The organism is Streptomyces sp. NBC_01426 (assembly GCF_036231985.1).
Lineage (GTDB): Bacteria > Actinomycetota > Actinomycetes > Streptomycetales > Streptomycetaceae > Streptomyces.
In genome coordinates this window covers 4,811,681-4,826,944 of sequence record NZ_CP109500.1, presented here as the reverse complement: position 1 = coordinate 4,826,944, position 15,264 = coordinate 4,811,681, and the positions used below count along the sequence as shown (strand labels likewise).

At 72.2% G+C, this 15,264-nt stretch carries 14 protein-coding genes; 6 read left to right on the top strand and 8 right to left on the bottom strand.

Annotation, left to right across the window (positions count from 1 at the left end; all coding sequences use genetic code 11):
- Positions 1 to 144: 144 nt before the first annotated feature.
- Entirely contained in the window at positions 145 to 750 is a 606-nt protein-coding gene (locus tag OG906_RS21385; RefSeq protein WP_329444965.1) for a DUF2017 domain-containing protein, read from the bottom strand.
- Positions 750 to 1,064, bottom strand: a complete 315-nt coding sequence (gene clpS, locus OG906_RS21380) for an ATP-dependent Clp protease adapter ClpS (RefSeq protein WP_267802824.1) — start codon at positions 1,062 to 1,064, stop codon at positions 750 to 752. The genes OG906_RS21385 and clpS overlap by 1 nt, the downstream gene beginning before the upstream one ends.
- 81 nt (positions 1,065 to 1,145) lie before the next feature.
- Here clpS and OG906_RS21375 point away from each other — a divergent pair, with 81 nt between their 5' ends.
- Both OG906_RS21375 and OG906_RS21370 read left to right on the top strand, forming a co-directional pair.
- A complete protein-coding gene (locus OG906_RS21375; RefSeq protein WP_329444964.1) occupies positions 1,146 to 2,474 on the top strand; it encodes a nicotinate phosphoribosyltransferase in 1,329 nt (442 codons plus the stop codon).
- 154 nt (positions 2,475 to 2,628) lie between these two features.
- Positions 2,629 to 3,252 carry a nicotinamidase gene (locus OG906_RS21370; protein WP_329444962.1) on the top strand — a complete coding sequence of 208 codons (624 nt, stop codon included), beginning with the start codon at positions 2,629 to 2,631 and terminating at the stop codon, positions 3,250 to 3,252.
- Positions 3,253 to 3,340: 88 nt separating this feature from the next.
- Here the strand turns inward: OG906_RS21370 and OG906_RS21365 are convergent, their stop codons facing one another.
- Positions 3,341 to 3,643, bottom strand: a complete 303-nt coding sequence (locus tag OG906_RS21365) for a hypothetical protein (protein ID WP_053683118.1) — start codon at positions 3,641 to 3,643, stop codon at positions 3,341 to 3,343.
- 112 nt (positions 3,644 to 3,755) lie between these two features.
- On the bottom strand, positions 3,756 to 6,104 hold the full coding sequence (locus OG906_RS21360; RefSeq protein ID WP_267802836.1) for an immune inhibitor A domain-containing protein: 2,349 nt from the start codon (positions 6,102 to 6,104) through the stop codon (positions 3,756 to 3,758).
- 462 nt (positions 6,105 to 6,566) lie between these two features.
- Between OG906_RS21360 and OG906_RS21355 the strand changes: the two genes are divergently transcribed.
- A complete protein-coding gene (locus OG906_RS21355; RefSeq protein WP_266947607.1) occupies positions 6,567 to 6,860 on the top strand; it encodes a hypothetical protein in 294 nt (97 codons plus the stop codon).
- A 125-nt stretch (positions 6,861 to 6,985) separates the two neighbouring features.
- Here OG906_RS21355 and OG906_RS21350 read toward each other — a convergent pair whose 3' ends face one another.
- Positions 6,986 to 7,759: an RDD family protein gene (locus OG906_RS21350; protein ID WP_329444958.1), complete on the bottom strand. Its 774-nt coding sequence runs from the start codon at positions 7,757 to 7,759 to the stop codon at positions 6,986 to 6,988.
- A gap of 170 nt (positions 7,760 to 7,929) precedes the next feature.
- A complete protein-coding gene (locus tag OG906_RS21345) occupies positions 7,930 to 9,372 on the bottom strand; it encodes an RDD family protein (protein ID WP_329444956.1) in 1,443 nt (480 codons plus the stop codon).
- A 272-nt stretch (positions 9,373 to 9,644) separates the two neighbouring features.
- On the opposite strand from OG906_RS21345, the gene OG906_RS21340 reads away from it, so the two are divergent.
- The gene (locus OG906_RS21340; RefSeq protein WP_267802831.1) at positions 9,645 to 10,124 is read left to right on the top strand and encodes an SsgA family sporulation/cell division regulator; all 480 of its coding nucleotides are present in this window, start codon (positions 9,645 to 9,647) and stop codon (positions 10,122 to 10,124) included.
- A gap of 100 nt (positions 10,125 to 10,224) precedes the next feature.
- Here OG906_RS21340 and OG906_RS21335 read toward each other — a convergent pair whose 3' ends face one another.
- Complete coding sequence (locus OG906_RS21335; RefSeq protein WP_267802832.1) at positions 10,225 to 11,607, bottom strand: FAD-binding oxidoreductase; 1,383 nt, start codon at positions 11,605 to 11,607, stop codon at positions 10,225 to 10,227.
- 96 nt (positions 11,608 to 11,703) lie between these two features.
- On the opposite strand from OG906_RS21335, the gene OG906_RS21330 reads away from it, so the two are divergent.
- Complete coding sequence (locus OG906_RS21330) at positions 11,704 to 13,353, top strand: tetratricopeptide repeat protein (RefSeq protein WP_329444953.1); 1,650 nt, start codon at positions 11,704 to 11,706, stop codon at positions 13,351 to 13,353.
- A gap of 119 nt (positions 13,354 to 13,472) precedes the next feature.
- Here the strand turns inward: OG906_RS21330 and hppD are convergent, their stop codons facing one another.
- Positions 13,473 to 14,633 carry a 4-hydroxyphenylpyruvate dioxygenase gene (gene hppD / locus OG906_RS21325; RefSeq protein ID WP_267803293.1) on the bottom strand — a complete coding sequence of 387 codons (1,161 nt, stop codon included), beginning with the start codon at positions 14,631 to 14,633 and terminating at the stop codon, positions 13,473 to 13,475.
- 133 nt (positions 14,634 to 14,766) lie between these two features.
- Here hppD and OG906_RS21320 point away from each other — a divergent pair, with 133 nt between their 5' ends.
- The gene (locus OG906_RS21320) at positions 14,767 to 15,237 is read left to right on the top strand and encodes an Lrp/AsnC family transcriptional regulator (protein WP_267803306.1); all 471 of its coding nucleotides are present in this window, start codon (positions 14,767 to 14,769) and stop codon (positions 15,235 to 15,237) included.
- Positions 15,238 to 15,264 lie beyond the last annotated feature (27 nt).

Below are 15,264 nucleotides of genomic sequence, written 5' to 3'. Positions count from 1 at the left end.
TTACGGGTGCCTGAGCGGCAGAAATGTGACGTGGGGCATAAAAAAATCGGGACACAGGTCCCTTAAAGCGATCAGATCACCGCATCGCGGTGATCTGATCGTTATCCGGATTTGAGCGTCCGCTGAGCGAACGGCTCCGTGCTGTCAGAGGGTCTCGATGAGCGTCTCCTGGAGGCCGCCCAGCCAGAGGTACGCCATCACCATCGGCTTGCGCGGATCGTCGTCCGGCAACCGGAACAGCACGGCGCTCTCGTCGTCCTCGGTGATGTCCAGGCGGGCCGCGATGGTCAGCCTCAGGTCGTTGAGGGCGCCCAGCCAGCGCAGCCGCAGGTCCCCGGTCAACTCCAGCACCGCGGCGCCGTCGCCGGCCGGGGTGAGCCGGTCCAGGCTGCGCACGACGGCCAGCGCGTCCTCCCGCTTGCGGGTGCGCAGGTCGTTCTCGGTGAAGCGGCGGAACTCCGCGGACCGCGCGGTCAGCTCGGCGGGGTCCACGCCCCGCTCCGCCGCGCCCGGGCCTCCGTACGCGTCGGGGAAGAGCCGGGCCAGCGCCGGGTCGGACGGCGGCTCGGTGGGGCCGTCGGAGGCGAAGAGCACGGCCAGCGGGTCGGCGTCGGCGGCCGGCTCGGGTTCGCCCGGGCCGATCAGCTCCAGCAGTTGCACGGCCAGGGAGCGCAGGATGGAGATCTCGATCTCCTCCAGCGCGACGGCGGCGCCCAGGCCGTCCTTCAGGGGTTCGAACGCGCCGCTCATCAGTTGCGGTCCTGGGTGAGCGTCGCCCACAGGCCGTAGCCGTGCATGGCCTGCACGTCGCGTTCCATCTCCTCGCGGGTGCCGCTGGAGACGACGGCCCGTCCCTTGCGGTGGACGTCGAGCATCAGCTTGGTCGCCTTGTCCTTGGGATAGCCGAAGTACGCCTGGAACACGTACGTCACGTAGCTCATGAGGTTGACCGGGTCGTTGTGCACCAGGGTCACCCAGGGGACGTCGGGTTCCGGGACCGCGAAGGTCTCTTCAGCCGATTCGGTGCGTTCGATCTCTACGGGAGCAACACTCACTTGTCCCATGCTGCCACTGCGACCGGCCCGTCGCACAAACGGGCCCCCACATCTCGTCACTTTGACGAGATGTGCGCTAGCATCCGTGACATGAACCCTGCGGACCTGGGCCTGCCGGTGGACGTGCCGTCGACAGCGCTCTTCACGGACCATTACGAGCTCACGATGTTGCAGGCCGCCCTGGCCAACGGCGCCGCCGACCGGCGTTCGGTCTTCGAGGTCTTCACCCGACGGCTGCCCGAGGGGCGTCGCTACGGAGTCGTCGCGGGCACCGGACGGGTACTGGACGCGGTGGAGAACTTCCGCTTCGACGCCGCCGTGCTGGAGTTCCTGCGCGAGCGGGCCGTCGTCGACATGCGCACGCTGGACTGGCTCGCCTCGTACCGCTTCTCCGGCGACATCTGGGGCTACCCGGAGGGCGAGGTCTACTTCCCCGGTTCGCCGGTCCTGCGGGTGGAGGGCAGCTTCGCCGAGTGCGTGCTGCTGGAGACCGTGATCCTCTCGATCCTCAACCACGACTCGGCGATCGCCGCCGCCGCCTCCCGGATGTCCTCGGCGGCGGGCGACCGGCCGCTCATCGAGATGGGCGCGCGGCGCACGCACGAACTCGCGGCGGTGGCGGCCTCGCGCGCCGCCTACGTCGGCGGCTTCACCTCGACCTCGGACCTGGCGGCCGGCTTCCGGTACGGCATTCCCACGGTCGGCACGAGCGCCCACGCCTTCACGCTGGTGCATGACAACGAGCGGGACGCCTTCACCGCGCAGGTGGCCTCGCTGGGCAGCGGGACGACGCTGCTGGTGGACACGTACGACGTCGCGGAGGCGGTGCGGACGGCCGTGGAGGTCGCCGGCACCGGGCTCGGCGCGGTGCGCATCGACTCCGGCGACCTGCTGCTGGTCGCCCACCGGGTGCGGCAGCAGCTCGACGAGCTGGAGGCCACCTCGACGAAGATCGTGGTCACCTCGGACCTGGACGAGTACGCGATCGCCTCGCTGGCGGCCGCCCCGGTGGACGCCTACGGCGTCGGCACGCAGCTGGTGACCGGCAGCGGGCACCCGACGTGCTCGATGGTCTACAAGCTGGTGGCGCGGGCGACGTCCGCGGATCCGAAGGCGCCGCTGGCGCCCGTGGCGAAGAAGTCATCGGGCGGCAAGACGTCGGTCGGGGGCCGCAAGTGGGCGGCCCGCCGCACGGACGCCGACGGCGTGGCCGAGGCCGAGGTCCTGGGCACCGGCCCGGTGCCGGCGGCGCTGGCCGACCGGCAGCTGCTCGTCCAGCTGGTCAAGGGCGGCGAGGTGGTGGCTCGCGAACCGCTGGAGGCCGTGCGGGACCGGCACCGGGCGGTGCTGGGCCGGCTGCCGCTGTCCGCGACGCAGCTGTCGAAGGGCGAGGCCGTGATCCCGACCGAGTACGCGTAGGCGGCCCGACGGGAGGGGTGGGCCGGCCCCGCGGGGGCGCTCCCCGCCCCGCCGACCGCGCCCCGGCCGCGTTCACGGCCCAGGTTCGGGAAGGCGTGGGGCGGGGGAAGAGCCACGCGCACCGGCACATCACATCGACCTAAGGACACGCGACATGCACCGCGCACTGATCGTCGTCGACGTACAGAACGACTTCTGCGAGGGCGGCAGCCTCGCGGTCACGGGCGGGGCCGATGTCGCCGCCGCGATCACCGAGCTGATCGGGCAGGCCACGCCCGGCTACCGGCACGTCGTCGCCACCCGCGACCACCACGTCGACCCGGGGTCGCACTTCGCCCGCCCGCCGGCCGAGCCGGATTACGAGACCTCCTGGCCCGTGCACTGCGTCGCCGGCACCGAGGGCGTCGGGTTCCACCCGAACTTCGCCCCCGCCGTGGCGTCGGGCGCCGTCGCCGCCGTCTTCGACAAGGGGGCGTACGAGGCCGCGTACAGCGGGTTCGAGGGTCAGGACGAGAACGGCGCGGGCCTCGCCGAGTGGCTGCGGGAGCGGCACGTCACCGAGGTCGACGTCGTCGGCATCGCCACCGACCACTGCGTCCGGGCCACCGCCCTCGACGCGGTGCGGGCCGGCTTCGCCACCAGCGTGCTGCTGGACCTGACGGCCGCCGTGTCCGCGCACACCGCCGCGCGGGCCCTGGAGGAGCTCCACACGGCCGGTGTGACCCTGGTGGGCGGCCAGGCGGCCCGGCTCCGGCAGGACCCGCGCGAGACGGCCTGAGGCCCGTGCGCGCGGCCTGCCCGGGCGCCCCGGCACGCCTCGCGGTCCGGACCGGGCCGTCCCTTCCGGATCTTGCCGGGGCGGCGGCCTACCCGCCCAGGAGGGCTCGTATCGGGTGCCAGAGTTCCTGCGCCCGGTCGGGGGCGCAGCGCCACAGCAGGCCGTCGGGGTGGTGCAGGACGGCGGTCACCTCGTCCGGGGTCGGGGCCTGGTCGTTGCCCCGCAGGTAGACGGCCCGCATCCCGAGGTTCCGCAGCCTGGTCAGGGCGCGGGCCCGGTTCGCGGCGTGCACCAGCACGCGGACATTTCCGCCCTCACCGGACGGCCTCGGCAGCGTGAGCGCGACCACCACGCTGCCGCCTGGCAATCTGACGAAACCTCCACCGGGCATGATCTTCAGCTCCCCCGTCAACAAGAAACTCAGCCCCCGCATCTAAACGCGATCGGCCGCCGCCCGCTAGGGGGCGACGGCCGATCATGCTTTGACCTGCGGCTTAACCGAATTACTTGACGGCGGGGCCGACCTCGATCGTCATCTGGAGACCGTCGTAGGTCTCCTTCGCGATCTTGATCTTGGTGTTGGTGTCAGTGACCTTCACCGAGCCGGTCGGGTTCTCGTCGTAGTAGTACTTGCCCTTGTGGTCGTCGAAGACCATGTTGGCGGCCTTCGGCTTGATGAAGAGCTCCTGGTCCGCCTTGTGCAGCGTGAACGCGTCCGTCGAGTAGGCGCTGAACGTCGCGTCGTACGGCTGGATCTTGTTCCGCAGCAGCGTGCCGTCGGTCCACTTCATGGGCTTGGCGTTGGCGTCGATCGGAAGGATCAGGCCCTGCCCCGGGTGCTGGCTGGTGTTGTTGTCCTTCTGCGAGGTGTCCCACTGCCAGATGAGCAGGCCGTCCTGGTACGGGTAGTGCTCGACCCACTTGGGACGGGCGGCCGAACCGAAGTTGTACGGACCGACCTTCAGCGTGGCGTCCGAGGACACGTAGCGACGGTTCTCCGCCAGGTAGTACTGCGCGTACTCCTTGGTGAAGTCGGCGCCGACCCGCGAGAAGCCCTTGCCGGTCCAGCCGTTGTCGCCGTTCTCGGCGCCGTCGGTGAACAGCGTGGCGCCGTCCGCGGTGATGTTGACGGCGTCGGCGGTGAAGCCCTTGCCGCCCGCGCCGCCGTCCGTCTGGTAGCGGAAGCGGACGTCGACCTTCTTGCCCGCGTAGGCGTCCAGCGGGTAGTTCAGGTTCTGCCAGGCGCCCGAGGCACCGGTCAGCGAGGGGTTGCCGCCGGCGTCGACCGGGATGGCCGTGCCGTTGGCGGTGCCGGCGAGGGCGGTCCAGTTGGCGCCGCCGTCCGTGGACACCTCGGTGTACAGGAAGTCGTACTCCGCCTCGATGTCCCACCAGCCCTTGAGGGAGAGGGCCGCGGAGGACTTGCCGGTCAGGTCGACCGAGCGGGTCAGGGTGTTCTTGAGGTCGTCACCCATGTTGCTCCACCACTGCGAGGAACCCTCGGCGGGAGCGACGATCTCGGTCTTGACCTTCTTCTTCGGCAGCTCGACGACCAGCGCCTGCTTGTCCTTGGTGTTGTACGCGGAGACGCCCAGCTTGTGGGTGGACTTCGTCGCGGCCTTCGCCTCGCCGTAGTTCAGCCAGCCCAGCTGGAGCTTGTCCCAGGCCGTCATGTCGCCCGGGAGGTCGCCTATGGACTCCTTGCCCGCGCCGAGCCAGGAGCCCGCCGACATCAGGGACCAGAAGCCGACGCCGTTCTCGCCGCCACCGGAGGTGTCGTAGAGGTCCGGGAGGCCCAGGTCGTGGCCGTACTCGTGCGCGAAGACGCCGAGGCCGCCGTTCTCGGGCTGCATCGTGTAGTCGCCGACCCAGATGCCGGTGCTGCCGATCTGGGTACCGCCGGCCTTGTTGTTCGCCGGACCGGTCTTGCCGGCGTCCGTGCCGTAGGCGTACCAGCGGTGCGCCCACAGGGCGTTGGTGCCCTGCACGCCGCCGCCGGCCGACTCGTCCTCGCCCGCGTGGACGATCTGGAAGTGGTCGATGTAGCCGTCGGGCTCGTTGAAGTTGCCGTCGCCGTCGAAGTCGTTGCGGTCCCACTGGTCGTACTGCGCCAGCTGGGCCTTGATCTGCGCGTCGGTCTTGCCGGCCTTCTTCTGCGCCTCGGCCCAGGCGGTCACGCCGTCCTTGACGGTGTCCCAGACGTTGGCGCAGTTGGTCTGACCGCAGTAGTTCGAGCCGTAACGGGCCTCGTTGTACGGGATCTTGACCCAGTCGGCGACCTGACCGTCGACCGAGTAACGGCCCGAGGAGGTCTTCTCGTAGTAGGTCTTCAGCGAGTTCTTGCCGGCACCGGTACCGAAGTACAGGTCCTGGAAGTGCTTCTGGCTGTAGTCCTTCTGCCAGGCCGTGCTGTTGTCCAGCTTGCGGTCGGGCTGGGCGATCTGGTTGTGCAGCGGACCGGGGGTGCCGCCGTACTTGGGCGCGGGCGGCTTGGGGCCGCCCGGGCCGTCCGGGTCGAACATGGTCGTGCTGTCGACCTGGTCGCCGAACTCGACGAGGATCGTGAAGATCTTGTCGGTCTTCTCGCGGCCGAGCTCGACGTACTTCTTGTCGTCCAGCTTGACGACCTTGGAGGCGCCGCGCTGCTCGACGTTCTTCTTGCCGGACAGCACCTGGTCGAGGGCTGCCTCGCGCGCCTGCGCCTGCTGCTTGCTGAACGGTCCTTCGAGGTCGTGCTTGACCTGCTCCTTGGCGGGAGCGGACGGGTCCTGGCGGTCGACCGCGGGGGAGCCCCAACGGTCGTCCGCCTGGGCGGCGGTGAAGAAGGCGCCGGTGGCCGCGGTGGCCCCCATCGTCACGGCGATGGCGACGGTGCGCAGGGCGAGCCTTCTGGCGGAGTTGCTGGTCACTTGATGTCGTTCCCCTCCCGCGGCCGCAACGTAGGTCGGAACGTCTCCATAGGAGCGGGGGGTTCCGCGCGGCGCGCGTCTCAAGTGACGACATTTGACCGGAGAGTCTCAAGAAAAGACAGACCTTGACTTGTTCCTTACAACTGCACTATGCGGTCAGGGAGTTCCGCTATTCGGACGTTCCCCTGCCATAGGGGGGCGAAGGGCGCGCTTCGCACCCCCGGAACGTCCTTGGGGATGAACGGAGAATGACCCCGTGCGCCCCCCGTGCACCGGTACGGGACCCCCTCCGCGTGAGGCGACGCTTACCGACAGTTCCCCTCGGGCATCCACCCTCGTAGAGTCTCTTGACGCGCGACCGAGTTGAGCCGACTCCCCCTCCCCCCCTTGAGGACGGAAATCGCCATGCCGCGTCCGACTGCCGCACAGCTCGCCTACGGTTCCGCCACCGTCGTCGTGTCGACGATCGCCATGCTGCTGCTCTCGCAGACGAGCACGGGCATCGGCGTCGCGGTCATCTCCGCGGCCGCCCTCGGCCTCGGTCTGCTCGTGGCCCTCACCGTGCCGATCCCCCGCCGCCGCGGCCGGCACGCCGCCGGCCGGCCCGCGGACGCCGCCGCGGTCACCGCGGACGAGACTGCGGCCGCCCGGGTGCCTGAGCCCCGGGCGGCCGCTGCCGAACACCCCGTGCACCACTAGTGCTGTGACCGGAAAGGTTCACCGTGTCACGGCGCCCGGGCATGGCCGCGCGGGCGGCCGTTCCCCGGAGGGACGGCCGCCCGCGCGGCGGTGTTCGTGGGCGGGACCCGGCGCTCCCGCGCGCCTCAGCCCGACCGGACGACCACGGTCTTGGCCACCTTGTCGTGCAGGGCCTGCTTGTACGGCTTGTCGACGAGCATCGAGATGATCAGCGCGATCGGCCAGAGGCAGAAGCAGCACACCAGCGTCGGGATCCAGAGCACCGCGGCGCGGGCCAGGGAGGCGTTGGAGGTGGGCACGGAGCCGTCGTTGAGCATCGCGACGCGCAGACCCAGCGACTTCTTGCCGATGGTCTGGCCGTTCTTCTTGGTGAACCACCAGTCGTAGCCGACGTACGCGATGATCGAGATCAGCGTCCAGATCAGACCGCTGCCGCCGTAGGACTTGGTGATGACCTCGGTGACGTCCTCGCCCTTGTCCGTGTCGACCATGTAGCGGCGGTTCCCGAAGGGCAGTTGGATCAGGAACAGCGGGACCGTGACGATGAGCAGGTCGATGACGCGGGCGCCGAGCCGCTTGCCGAAGTCGGCCAGCGGAGGCATCCCGGCGAGCGGGTCCGGCATGCCGTACGGGTCGCCGCCTCCGGGACCGCCGCCGTACGGGGGCTGCGGCGGGGGCGGGTAGCCACCACCGCCGGGGCCGCCGCCGTACGGGGGCTGCGGGGGCGGGCCCCCGCCGGCGCCGGGGCCGCCCGGGCCGGAGGGTGGCGGGTACCCGCCACCGGCGGGCGGCGGCGATCCGTACGGTGACCCGCCCGACGGAGGCGTCGGTTCCTGCGGCTTCTTGAGGAACGGGTCGTCCTCGGGCGGCGGGCCAGGCGGCGGCTGGTCGGTGCTCATGGCCCGAGTCGAACCCGGGCGCGACGGCCCCGCAACGGGACGGCGTCCGTTCGGGGTACCGGCCCGGCGGGGACGCCCGGCGGGATCCGCAGAGACGGCCGACGGGGTCGTGGTCCTGTCGTCGGAGTGGCGCCGGGCGCCGCAGCCAGGCGCGACTTTGCCGACAGGGCCTAGCGGGCCACGTACGTCTTCGCCGCCTTGTCGTGCCAGGCCTGGCGGCGGGGGCGGTCGCCCAGGCTGCGCAGGCCGCCCGGGAGTCCGAGGAGCGCGCACACCAGCCAGCGGCGCAGGGCCGCGCCGACGGTGGGCGGGCGGAGGGTGGCGACGGCCAGGACGCGGACCCCGCACAGCTTCTTGCCCGGGGTGCGACCCCAGCGGGCGGTGGGCAGGGCCTCGTAGAAGACCCCGAAGAGCAGGACGGCGGCCAGGACGAGGGCCAGGTACCCGCCCACGGTGCCGTCGAGCAGCCAGACGGTGGTGGCGCGGCCGGTCTCCCTCGCGGCCTGCACCTTGGCCTCGACGTGGGCCGTGACGGCCGGCACGAAGGGCACGGCGGCGCCCGCCGCGACGCCCGCGTACACCAGCGAGTCCAGGGCGCGGGCCAGCAGCCGGCGCCCCAACCCGGCGGGGCGTACGGCCCGTTGTGCCATCCGCTCGAAGACGGCCCGGTCCGTGCGCCGGGGCGCGGCCGGGGGCTCGGTGGCCGCCGGGGCCGGGGCGGGTTCGGGTGCGGGGGTCGGGGCGGGCGCCGGGGCCGGGGTCGCGGCTGCCGCCGGGCCCGCCGTGTCCCGGGCGGCCGGAGGTGCGGTCCGGGTGGCCTCGCCGGCGGCTCTGACGGGGGCTTCGGGGGCCGCGGGGAGCCTCGGGGTCGCCGGGGACCGCCGGGCCGCCACCACTCCCGCCTCGGGCGGACGGGGGGCCGCGTCGGCCGGGGTGGCCTCGGGCCAGGACGAGGTGAGCCCCGAGCCGGGGCCGCCGCCCCCGGGCGCGGCGGGCCAGGCCGTCTCGGGGACGGTCGGCCGGACGGCGGCCGGAGCGGGCGCGGGCGCCGGAGCGGGCACCGGCTCGGGTGCGGGCTCCCGCTCCGGCGCGGGCGCCGGGGTGGGCGGAGGGGACGGCGCGACCCGGGCCGCCGGCGAGCGGGCCGACAGGATGCCCACCCCTTCCGCCGACGCCTGGGCGGGGAACCGCTCGGCGGCCGCGACGGCCGGCGGCCGGGTCGAGGGCGCCCCGGGCCCGTGCTCGGGCGTGGCGTCCTCGCGGTTGCCCCAGGAGACCCGGACGTCGCGCGGGCCGCCGAAGCCGGCCTGGTGCGCGGGATCGGCCTGCCACCCGGCCGCCTCGGCGGCCGGCCCGGACGCGGGTTCCGGCGCCGGTTCGGACGCCGGTTCGGGGCGCGCCCGGGGGCGGGGGTGCGGGCGGGGCTCGGGCAGCGCCTCGGTCACGGAGGTCCGGTCCAGGAACACGGGGCCCGTCTCGTCCGCGGGGGCGGGACGGCTCGTACCGGGCACCCAGGAGGAGCCGTTCCAGTACCGGACGAACCCGGGGATGGACGGATCGGGGTAGTAGCCCTCTCGGGCCGCGTGCTCGCCGTCACCAGGGGAGGCCGTCAATGTCCCCAACTCCGATCGTGGCTTGAGGCTTGTGCAGGGCAGGACCATAGCCAAGAACCCCGGCCCGACAGGTCCGGTAACGGGAGAATCCAAGCCTTCGAGCGAACGTCACTCCACCCGAACGTTTTCGGTCAGTCGACAGGTTTCGGCCAATCTGCGGCGCGATCCCGGAAGTCGCGTCATAGCCGGGCCCCCGGCGGCTCTCTGCGGGTGTGGGGACCCTCCCGGCCCCGCACGCCGAAAGCGTCGAACCGCACCGAAGTGAGGCCGCCATGCACCACCCCGTCATCGAGCGCGAGTTGGAACTGAAGCTGGTCCTGTCGCCGGAGCGCAGCATCCCCGTCCCCGCCAGGCTTCTCTACCTGACGGACGACCCGTTCGCCGTGCACGTCGTCTTCCACACCGGTTCGCACACCCCGGTCAACTGGACCTTCGCGCGGGAGCTCCTCGTCGAGGGGGTGTTCCGTCCGTGCGGGCACGGAGACGTCCGGATCTGGCCCACGAAAATCGACAACAAGGCCGTGTTGTGCATGGCGTTGAGCTCCCCCGACGGGGACGCGCTGCTGGAGGCGCCGGCGGGCGCGGTCTCCGCCTGGCTGGAGCGGACCCTGCGCGAGGTGCCGCCCGGCTGCGAGGCGGAGCGGCTCGGCCTGGACGCGGCGCTGGCCGAGCTGCTCACCCCCACGCCGGCCGACGACCTGTGGCTGCGCGACCCGTGGCCCTCGGACGAGTCGGCGGACGGGGACCTGTGACGCCCGGGCCGTCCCCCGCGGACCGTGCCGCCCGGGCGGAGCGCCGGACGGGACGCCCGACGGATCGGTGCCCGGGACGCCCGACGGATCGGCGGACGGGTCAGAAGAGCTTGCCGGGGTTGAGCAGGCCCAGCGGGTCGAAGGCCTGCTTGACCCCGCGCTGGACCTCCAGGCCCACCGGCCCGAGTTCCCGGGCGAGCCACTCCTTCTTCAGGACGCCGACCCCGTGCTCGCCGGTGATCGTCCCGCCCAGTTCCAGACCGAGCGCCATGATCGCGTCGAAGGACGCGCGGGCCCGTCGGGCCTCGTCCTCGTCGGCGGGGTCGAAGCAGACCACCGGGTGGGTGTTGCCGTCGCCCGCGTGCGCGCAGACCCCGATCAGCAGCCCGTGCGACCTGGCGATCCCGGCCGTGCCGTCCAGCATCTCGGCGAGCCGGGAACGGGGCACGCACACGTCGTCGATCATCGTGGCGGGGCGCAGGGTCTCCAGGGCGGTCAACGACATGCGGCGGGCCTGGAGGAGCAGTTCCGACTCGGCCTCGTCCTCGGCGGGCACGACGGCCGTGGCCCCGGCGGCGGTGCACAGCTCCCCCACCGCGGCGAGGTCCTCGGGGGCGTGCGGGGTGTCGAAGGCGGCGAGCAGCAGTGCCTCGGTGGTCTCGGGCAGGCCCATCTTGCCGAGGGCGTTGACGGCGTGGACGGTCGTGCGGTCCATGAGTTCCAGCAGCGAGGGCGTCAGCCCGGCCTCCATGACGGCGCAGACGGCCGCGCACGCCGCGGCGGCCGAGGGGAACTCGGCGGCGAGCGCGAGCTGCCGGGGCGGCGCGGGGCGCAGCGCGAGAACGGCCCGGACCACGACGCCGAGGCTGCCCTCGGAGCCGACGAAGAGCCGGGTGAGGTCGTAGCCGGCGACGCCCTTGGCGGTGCGCCGGCCCGTGCGCAGCAGCCGCCCGTCGGCCAGCACCACGTCGAGGCCCAGCACGTACTCGGCGGTGACCCCGTACTTGACGCAGCACAGGCCGCCGGAGGCGGTGCCGATGTTGCCCCCGATGGTGCACTGTTCCCAGCTGGAGGGGTCGGGCGGGTAGTACAGGCCGTGTTCGGCGACGGCGCGGGACAGGACGGCGTTGACGACGCCCGGCTCGACCACGGCGATCCGGTCGACCGTGGAGATCTCCAGAATCCGGTCCATCTTGACCAGGGACAGCACGATGCAGCCGTCGGAGGCGTTGGCGGCCCCGGACAGGCCCGTGCGGGCGCCCTGGGGGACCACGGGGACGCGCAGGGCGGTGGCGGTGCGCAGGACGTGCTGCACCTGTTCCACGGTCCGGGGCAGGACGACGGCGGCCGGGGTGCCGGCGGCGCAGAAGCTCGCCATGTCCGTGCTGTAGGAGGCGGTCACCGCGGGGTCGGTGAGGAGCGCCTCCGCGGGAAGGCCTTCGAGGAGACGGGTACGGAGTCGGGTGGAGAGGTCTTCGTCCATGGGGTCAGCGTGGCACCCGGGGCCATCGGTGTGAACACGGCCGCGACCCTCTTCGGACACCTCGGCGAACTCTTCATATTGACGCACAGTGAGCACATGGACCGTATCGACGAGGAAGCGCAGCAGCCCGCGCCGCCCGTGACCTTCACCGGCCGCAAGACGCTCGTGGCGGCCGCGGTCGCCGTGGTCCTGATCGCCGGGGCCCTGCTGATCCGACCGGCCCGAACCGGTGACGACGCCCGCCCCCCGGGGCCCAGCGAGCGGGCCGCGTCCGCGGTCGGCCTGGGCACCCCGGCGGCGGCGGTGGACCTGACGGCGCTGGTCGCGGACCGGGAGAAGCAGGTCACCAGGCACCCGGACGACGTGGCCTCCTGGGCCGTCCTGGGGTCCGCGTACCTGGAGCAGGGTCGGCGCACGGCCGACACGGCCTGGTACCCGAGGTCGGAGAAGGCCCTCAAGCGGTCGCTGGAGCTGCGGCCCGCCGAGCAGGGCAACTTCGACGCCATGACGGGCATGGGCTCGCTCGCCAACGCGCGCCGGGACTTCGGGACCGGCAAGAAGTGGGGCGAGCTGGTGCGGGCCCAGGCGCCGCGGCGGTGGTCGGCGTACCCGGTGCTCGTGGACGCGTACACGGGCCTGGGCGACTACAAGGCCGCGCAGAAGGCGCTGGAGCGGTTGGAGGAGCTCCACTCGGGGCTGGCCTCGAACCTGCGGGCCTCGCAGGTGTACCGGGACCGCGGCTGGCGCGAGGACGCGGTGGTGGCGTTGGAGCACGCGGGGGGCACGGCGAAGACCCCGGCGGAGAAGGCGTACGTGCTGTTCCGGCTCGGGGAGCTGCTGTGGGAGCGGGGCGACGCGGCGGAGGCGCTGGGCCAGTACGAGGCGGCGCTGCGGACGGACCCGGCGCGGGCGGAGGCGCTCGGCGGTCGGGCGCGGACGCTGGCGGCGCTGGGGCGGGGCGGTGAGGCGGTGCGGGACTACCGGCTGGCGCTGGGCCGCACGCCGCTGCCGCAGCTGGCGTTGGAGCTGGGCGAGCTGCTGGAGTCGCTGGGGCGGGCGGACGAGGCGCGGGTGCTGTACGACGCGCTGGGCACGATGACGAAGCGGGGCGGGACGCACGGGGTCGACGAGTCGGTGGTGCTGGGCCTGTACGAGGCCGACCACGGCGACCCGTCGGCGGCGGTGCGGCGGCTGTCGCAGGAGTGGTCGTCGAACAAGAGCATGCAGGTGGCCGACGCGCTGGGGTGGGCCCTGCACAAGGCGGGCGATGACACCGCGGCCCTGGAGTACGCGAAGAAGGCGACGGAACCGGGCCTGCGGAGCGCGGAGTTCGCCTACCACCGGGCCGTGATCGAGCGGGGTCTGGGCGACGAGGCGGCCGCGCGGCGGCACCTCCAGGAGGCGATGCGGACCAATCCGCGGTTCTCGCCGGTGCGCTCGCCGCTGGCGAAGGAGGCGCTGGAGGCGGTGGGTCAGCCGGCGCAGGGCGGCCCGGAGAACCTCCAGCCGCGCACCCCGTGGGTGGAGCCGGAGCTCCCGAAGCCGAACAAACCGAAGCCCGCGCCCGCGAAGCCGAAGTCGCAGCCGGCGAAGCCGAAGCCCGAAGCGAAGCCGGAGGCGAAGCCCGTCCCCGGGGCCTCGCGGGCGAAGGCCGAGCAGGCGGAACCGGAACGGACACCGGAGGCCGCCCGCCCCGACTCGGCCGCCGCGGATCCGGAGCAGGAACCGAGGTCGGAGCAGGACTGACGAACGCCGGCGGGGCCTTGAAGGCCCCGCCGGCGCACCGGTCGAACCCGGAGGACCGCCGGCCCGCCCTCGCGGGCCGGCGGTTCGCGTTCTGTCGGCGTTCTGGTTCTGTCCGCGTTCTAGAGGTTGCCGCGCTTCTCCTGCTCGCGCTCGATCGCCTCGAAGAGGGCCTTGAAGTTGCCCTTGCCGAAGCCCATCGAGCCGTGCCGCTCGATGATCTCGAAGAAGACGGTCGGCTTGTCCTGGACCGGCTTGGTGAAGATCTGGAGCAGGTAGCCGTCCTCGTCGCGGTCGACCAGGATCTTCAGCTCGCGCAGGGTCTCGACGGGCACCCGGGTCTCGCCGGCCCAGTCGCCGAGGGTGTCGTAGTACGAGTCCGGGGTGTCGAGGAACGCGACGCCCGCGGCGCGCATGGTGCGGACGGTCGCCACGATGTCGTTCGAGGCGAGCGCGATGTGCTGGACGCCCGCGCCGCCGTAGAACTCCAGGTACTCGTCGATCTGCGACTTCTTCTTCGCGATCGCGGGCTCGTTGATCGGGAACTTCACCTTGAGGGTGCCGTCCGCGACCACCTTCGACATCAGCGCCGAGTACTCGGTCGCGATGTCGTCGCCCACGAACTCCTTCATGTTCGTGAAGCCCATGACCTTGTTGTAGAACGCCACCCACTCGTTCATGCGGCCCAGCTCGACGTTGCCGACGCAGTGGTCGACGGCCTGGAAGGTCCGCTTGGCCGGCGGGGCGACGAGCGGCTGGGCGGCCACGTAGCCCGGCAGGTAGGGGCCGCTGTAGTCCTTGCGCTCCACCAGCGTGTGGCGGGTCTGGCCGTACGTGGCGATCGCGGCGAGGACGACGGTGCCGTGCTCGTCCTTGACCTCGTACGGCTCGTCCAGGCCGCGGGCGCCGTGCTCGACGGCGTAGGCGTAGGCGGCGCGGGCGTCCGGGACCTCGATCGCGAGGTCGATGACGCCGTCGCCGTGGTCGGCGACGTGCTCGGCGAGGAAGCGGCCGTGGTCGGTGCTCGCCTTGATGACCGAGGTCAGCACGAAGCGCGCGCCGCCGTTGGTGAGCACGTAGGAGGCGGTCTCGCGGGTGCCGTTCTCCGGCCCGGAGTACGCCACGAGCTTCATGCCGAACGCGGTGGAGTAGTAGTGCGCGGCCTGCTTGGCGTTGCCCACGGCGAAGACGATCGCGTCCATGCCCTTCACCGGGAAGGGGTCGGCCTCACGCGCGGTGTGCGGGGTGGTTTCGGTTTCGAGGTTCGCCAGAGACTCAGTCATGAGCGCAGAGTCCCGCCGATCCACAAGCTGCGCAATAGTTTCGATTTCCTCTGTACAGATTGCCCGATCCAGCCGGAGGATGACTGAAAGATCTGTGCAGTATGACCACCCGCCGGCCGACCTGGAGGCAACCATGGGGATCGACGAACTCGACGGGCGCCTGATCGTCCTGCTCGCCCGCGAACCCCGGATCGGGGTCCTGGAGGCCTCGCGCCGGCTGGGGGTCGCGCGCGGCACGGCGCAGGCGCGGCTCGACCGGCTTCAGTCGAATGGAGTCATCCGCGGGTTCGGTCCGCAGGTCGATCCGACGGCCCTCGGATACCCGGTCACCGCGTTCGCCACGCTGGAGATCAAGCAGGGCCAAGGAGCCGATGTACGGGCCCACTTGACCGGTGTGCCGGAGGTGCTGGAGCTGCACACCACCACCGGTCACGGGGACATGCTGTGCCGGCTCGTGGCCCGCTCCAACGCGGACCTTCAACGGGTGATCGACCGGGTCGTCGCGTTCGATGGGATCGTGCGGGCCTCCACGGCGATCGTCATGGAGAACCCCGTGCCCTTGCGGATCATCCCGCTGGTCGAGCAGGCGGCCGACGACGACTGATCCCCGGACAGACGGGCGAGGTGAGGC

Bases quoted from the DNA above. Each gene is read 5' to 3' on its own strand.
- OG906_RS21385 (WP_329444965.1), bottom strand. From the start codon at position 750: ATGAGCGGCGCGTTCGAACCCCTGAAGGACGGCCTGGGCGCCGCCGTC.
- clpS (WP_267802824.1), bottom strand. From the start codon at position 1,064: ATGGGACAAGTGAGTGTTGCTCCCGTAGAGATCGAACGCACCGAATCG.
- OG906_RS21375 (WP_329444964.1), top strand. From the start codon at position 1,146: ATGAACCCTGCGGACCTGGGCCTGCCGGTGGACGTGCCGTCGACAGCG.
- OG906_RS21370 (WP_329444962.1), top strand. From the start codon at position 2,629: ATGCACCGCGCACTGATCGTCGTCGACGTACAGAACGACTTCTGCGAG.
- OG906_RS21365 (WP_053683118.1), bottom strand. From the start codon at position 3,643: ATGCCCGGTGGAGGTTTCGTCAGATTGCCAGGCGGCAGCGTGGTGGTC.
- OG906_RS21360 (WP_267802836.1), bottom strand. From the start codon at position 6,104: ATGGGGGCCACCGCGGCCACCGGCGCCTTCTTCACCGCCGCCCAGGCG.
- OG906_RS21355 (WP_266947607.1), top strand. From the start codon at position 6,567: ATGCCGCGTCCGACTGCCGCACAGCTCGCCTACGGTTCCGCCACCGTC.
- OG906_RS21350 (WP_329444958.1), bottom strand. From the start codon at position 7,759: ATGAGCACCGACCAGCCGCCGCCTGGCCCGCCGCCCGAGGACGACCCG.
- OG906_RS21340 (WP_267802831.1), top strand. From the start codon at position 9,645: ATGCACCACCCCGTCATCGAGCGCGAGTTGGAACTGAAGCTGGTCCTG.
- OG906_RS21335 (WP_267802832.1), bottom strand. From the start codon at position 11,607: ATGGACGAAGACCTCTCCACCCGACTCCGTACCCGTCTCCTCGAAGGC.
- OG906_RS21330 (WP_329444953.1), top strand. From the start codon at position 11,704: ATGGACCGTATCGACGAGGAAGCGCAGCAGCCCGCGCCGCCCGTGACC.
- hppD (WP_267803293.1), bottom strand. From the start codon at position 14,633: ATGACTGAGTCTCTGGCGAACCTCGAAACCGAAACCACCCCGCACACC.
- OG906_RS21320 (WP_267803306.1), top strand. From the start codon at position 14,767: ATGGGGATCGACGAACTCGACGGGCGCCTGATCGTCCTGCTCGCCCGC.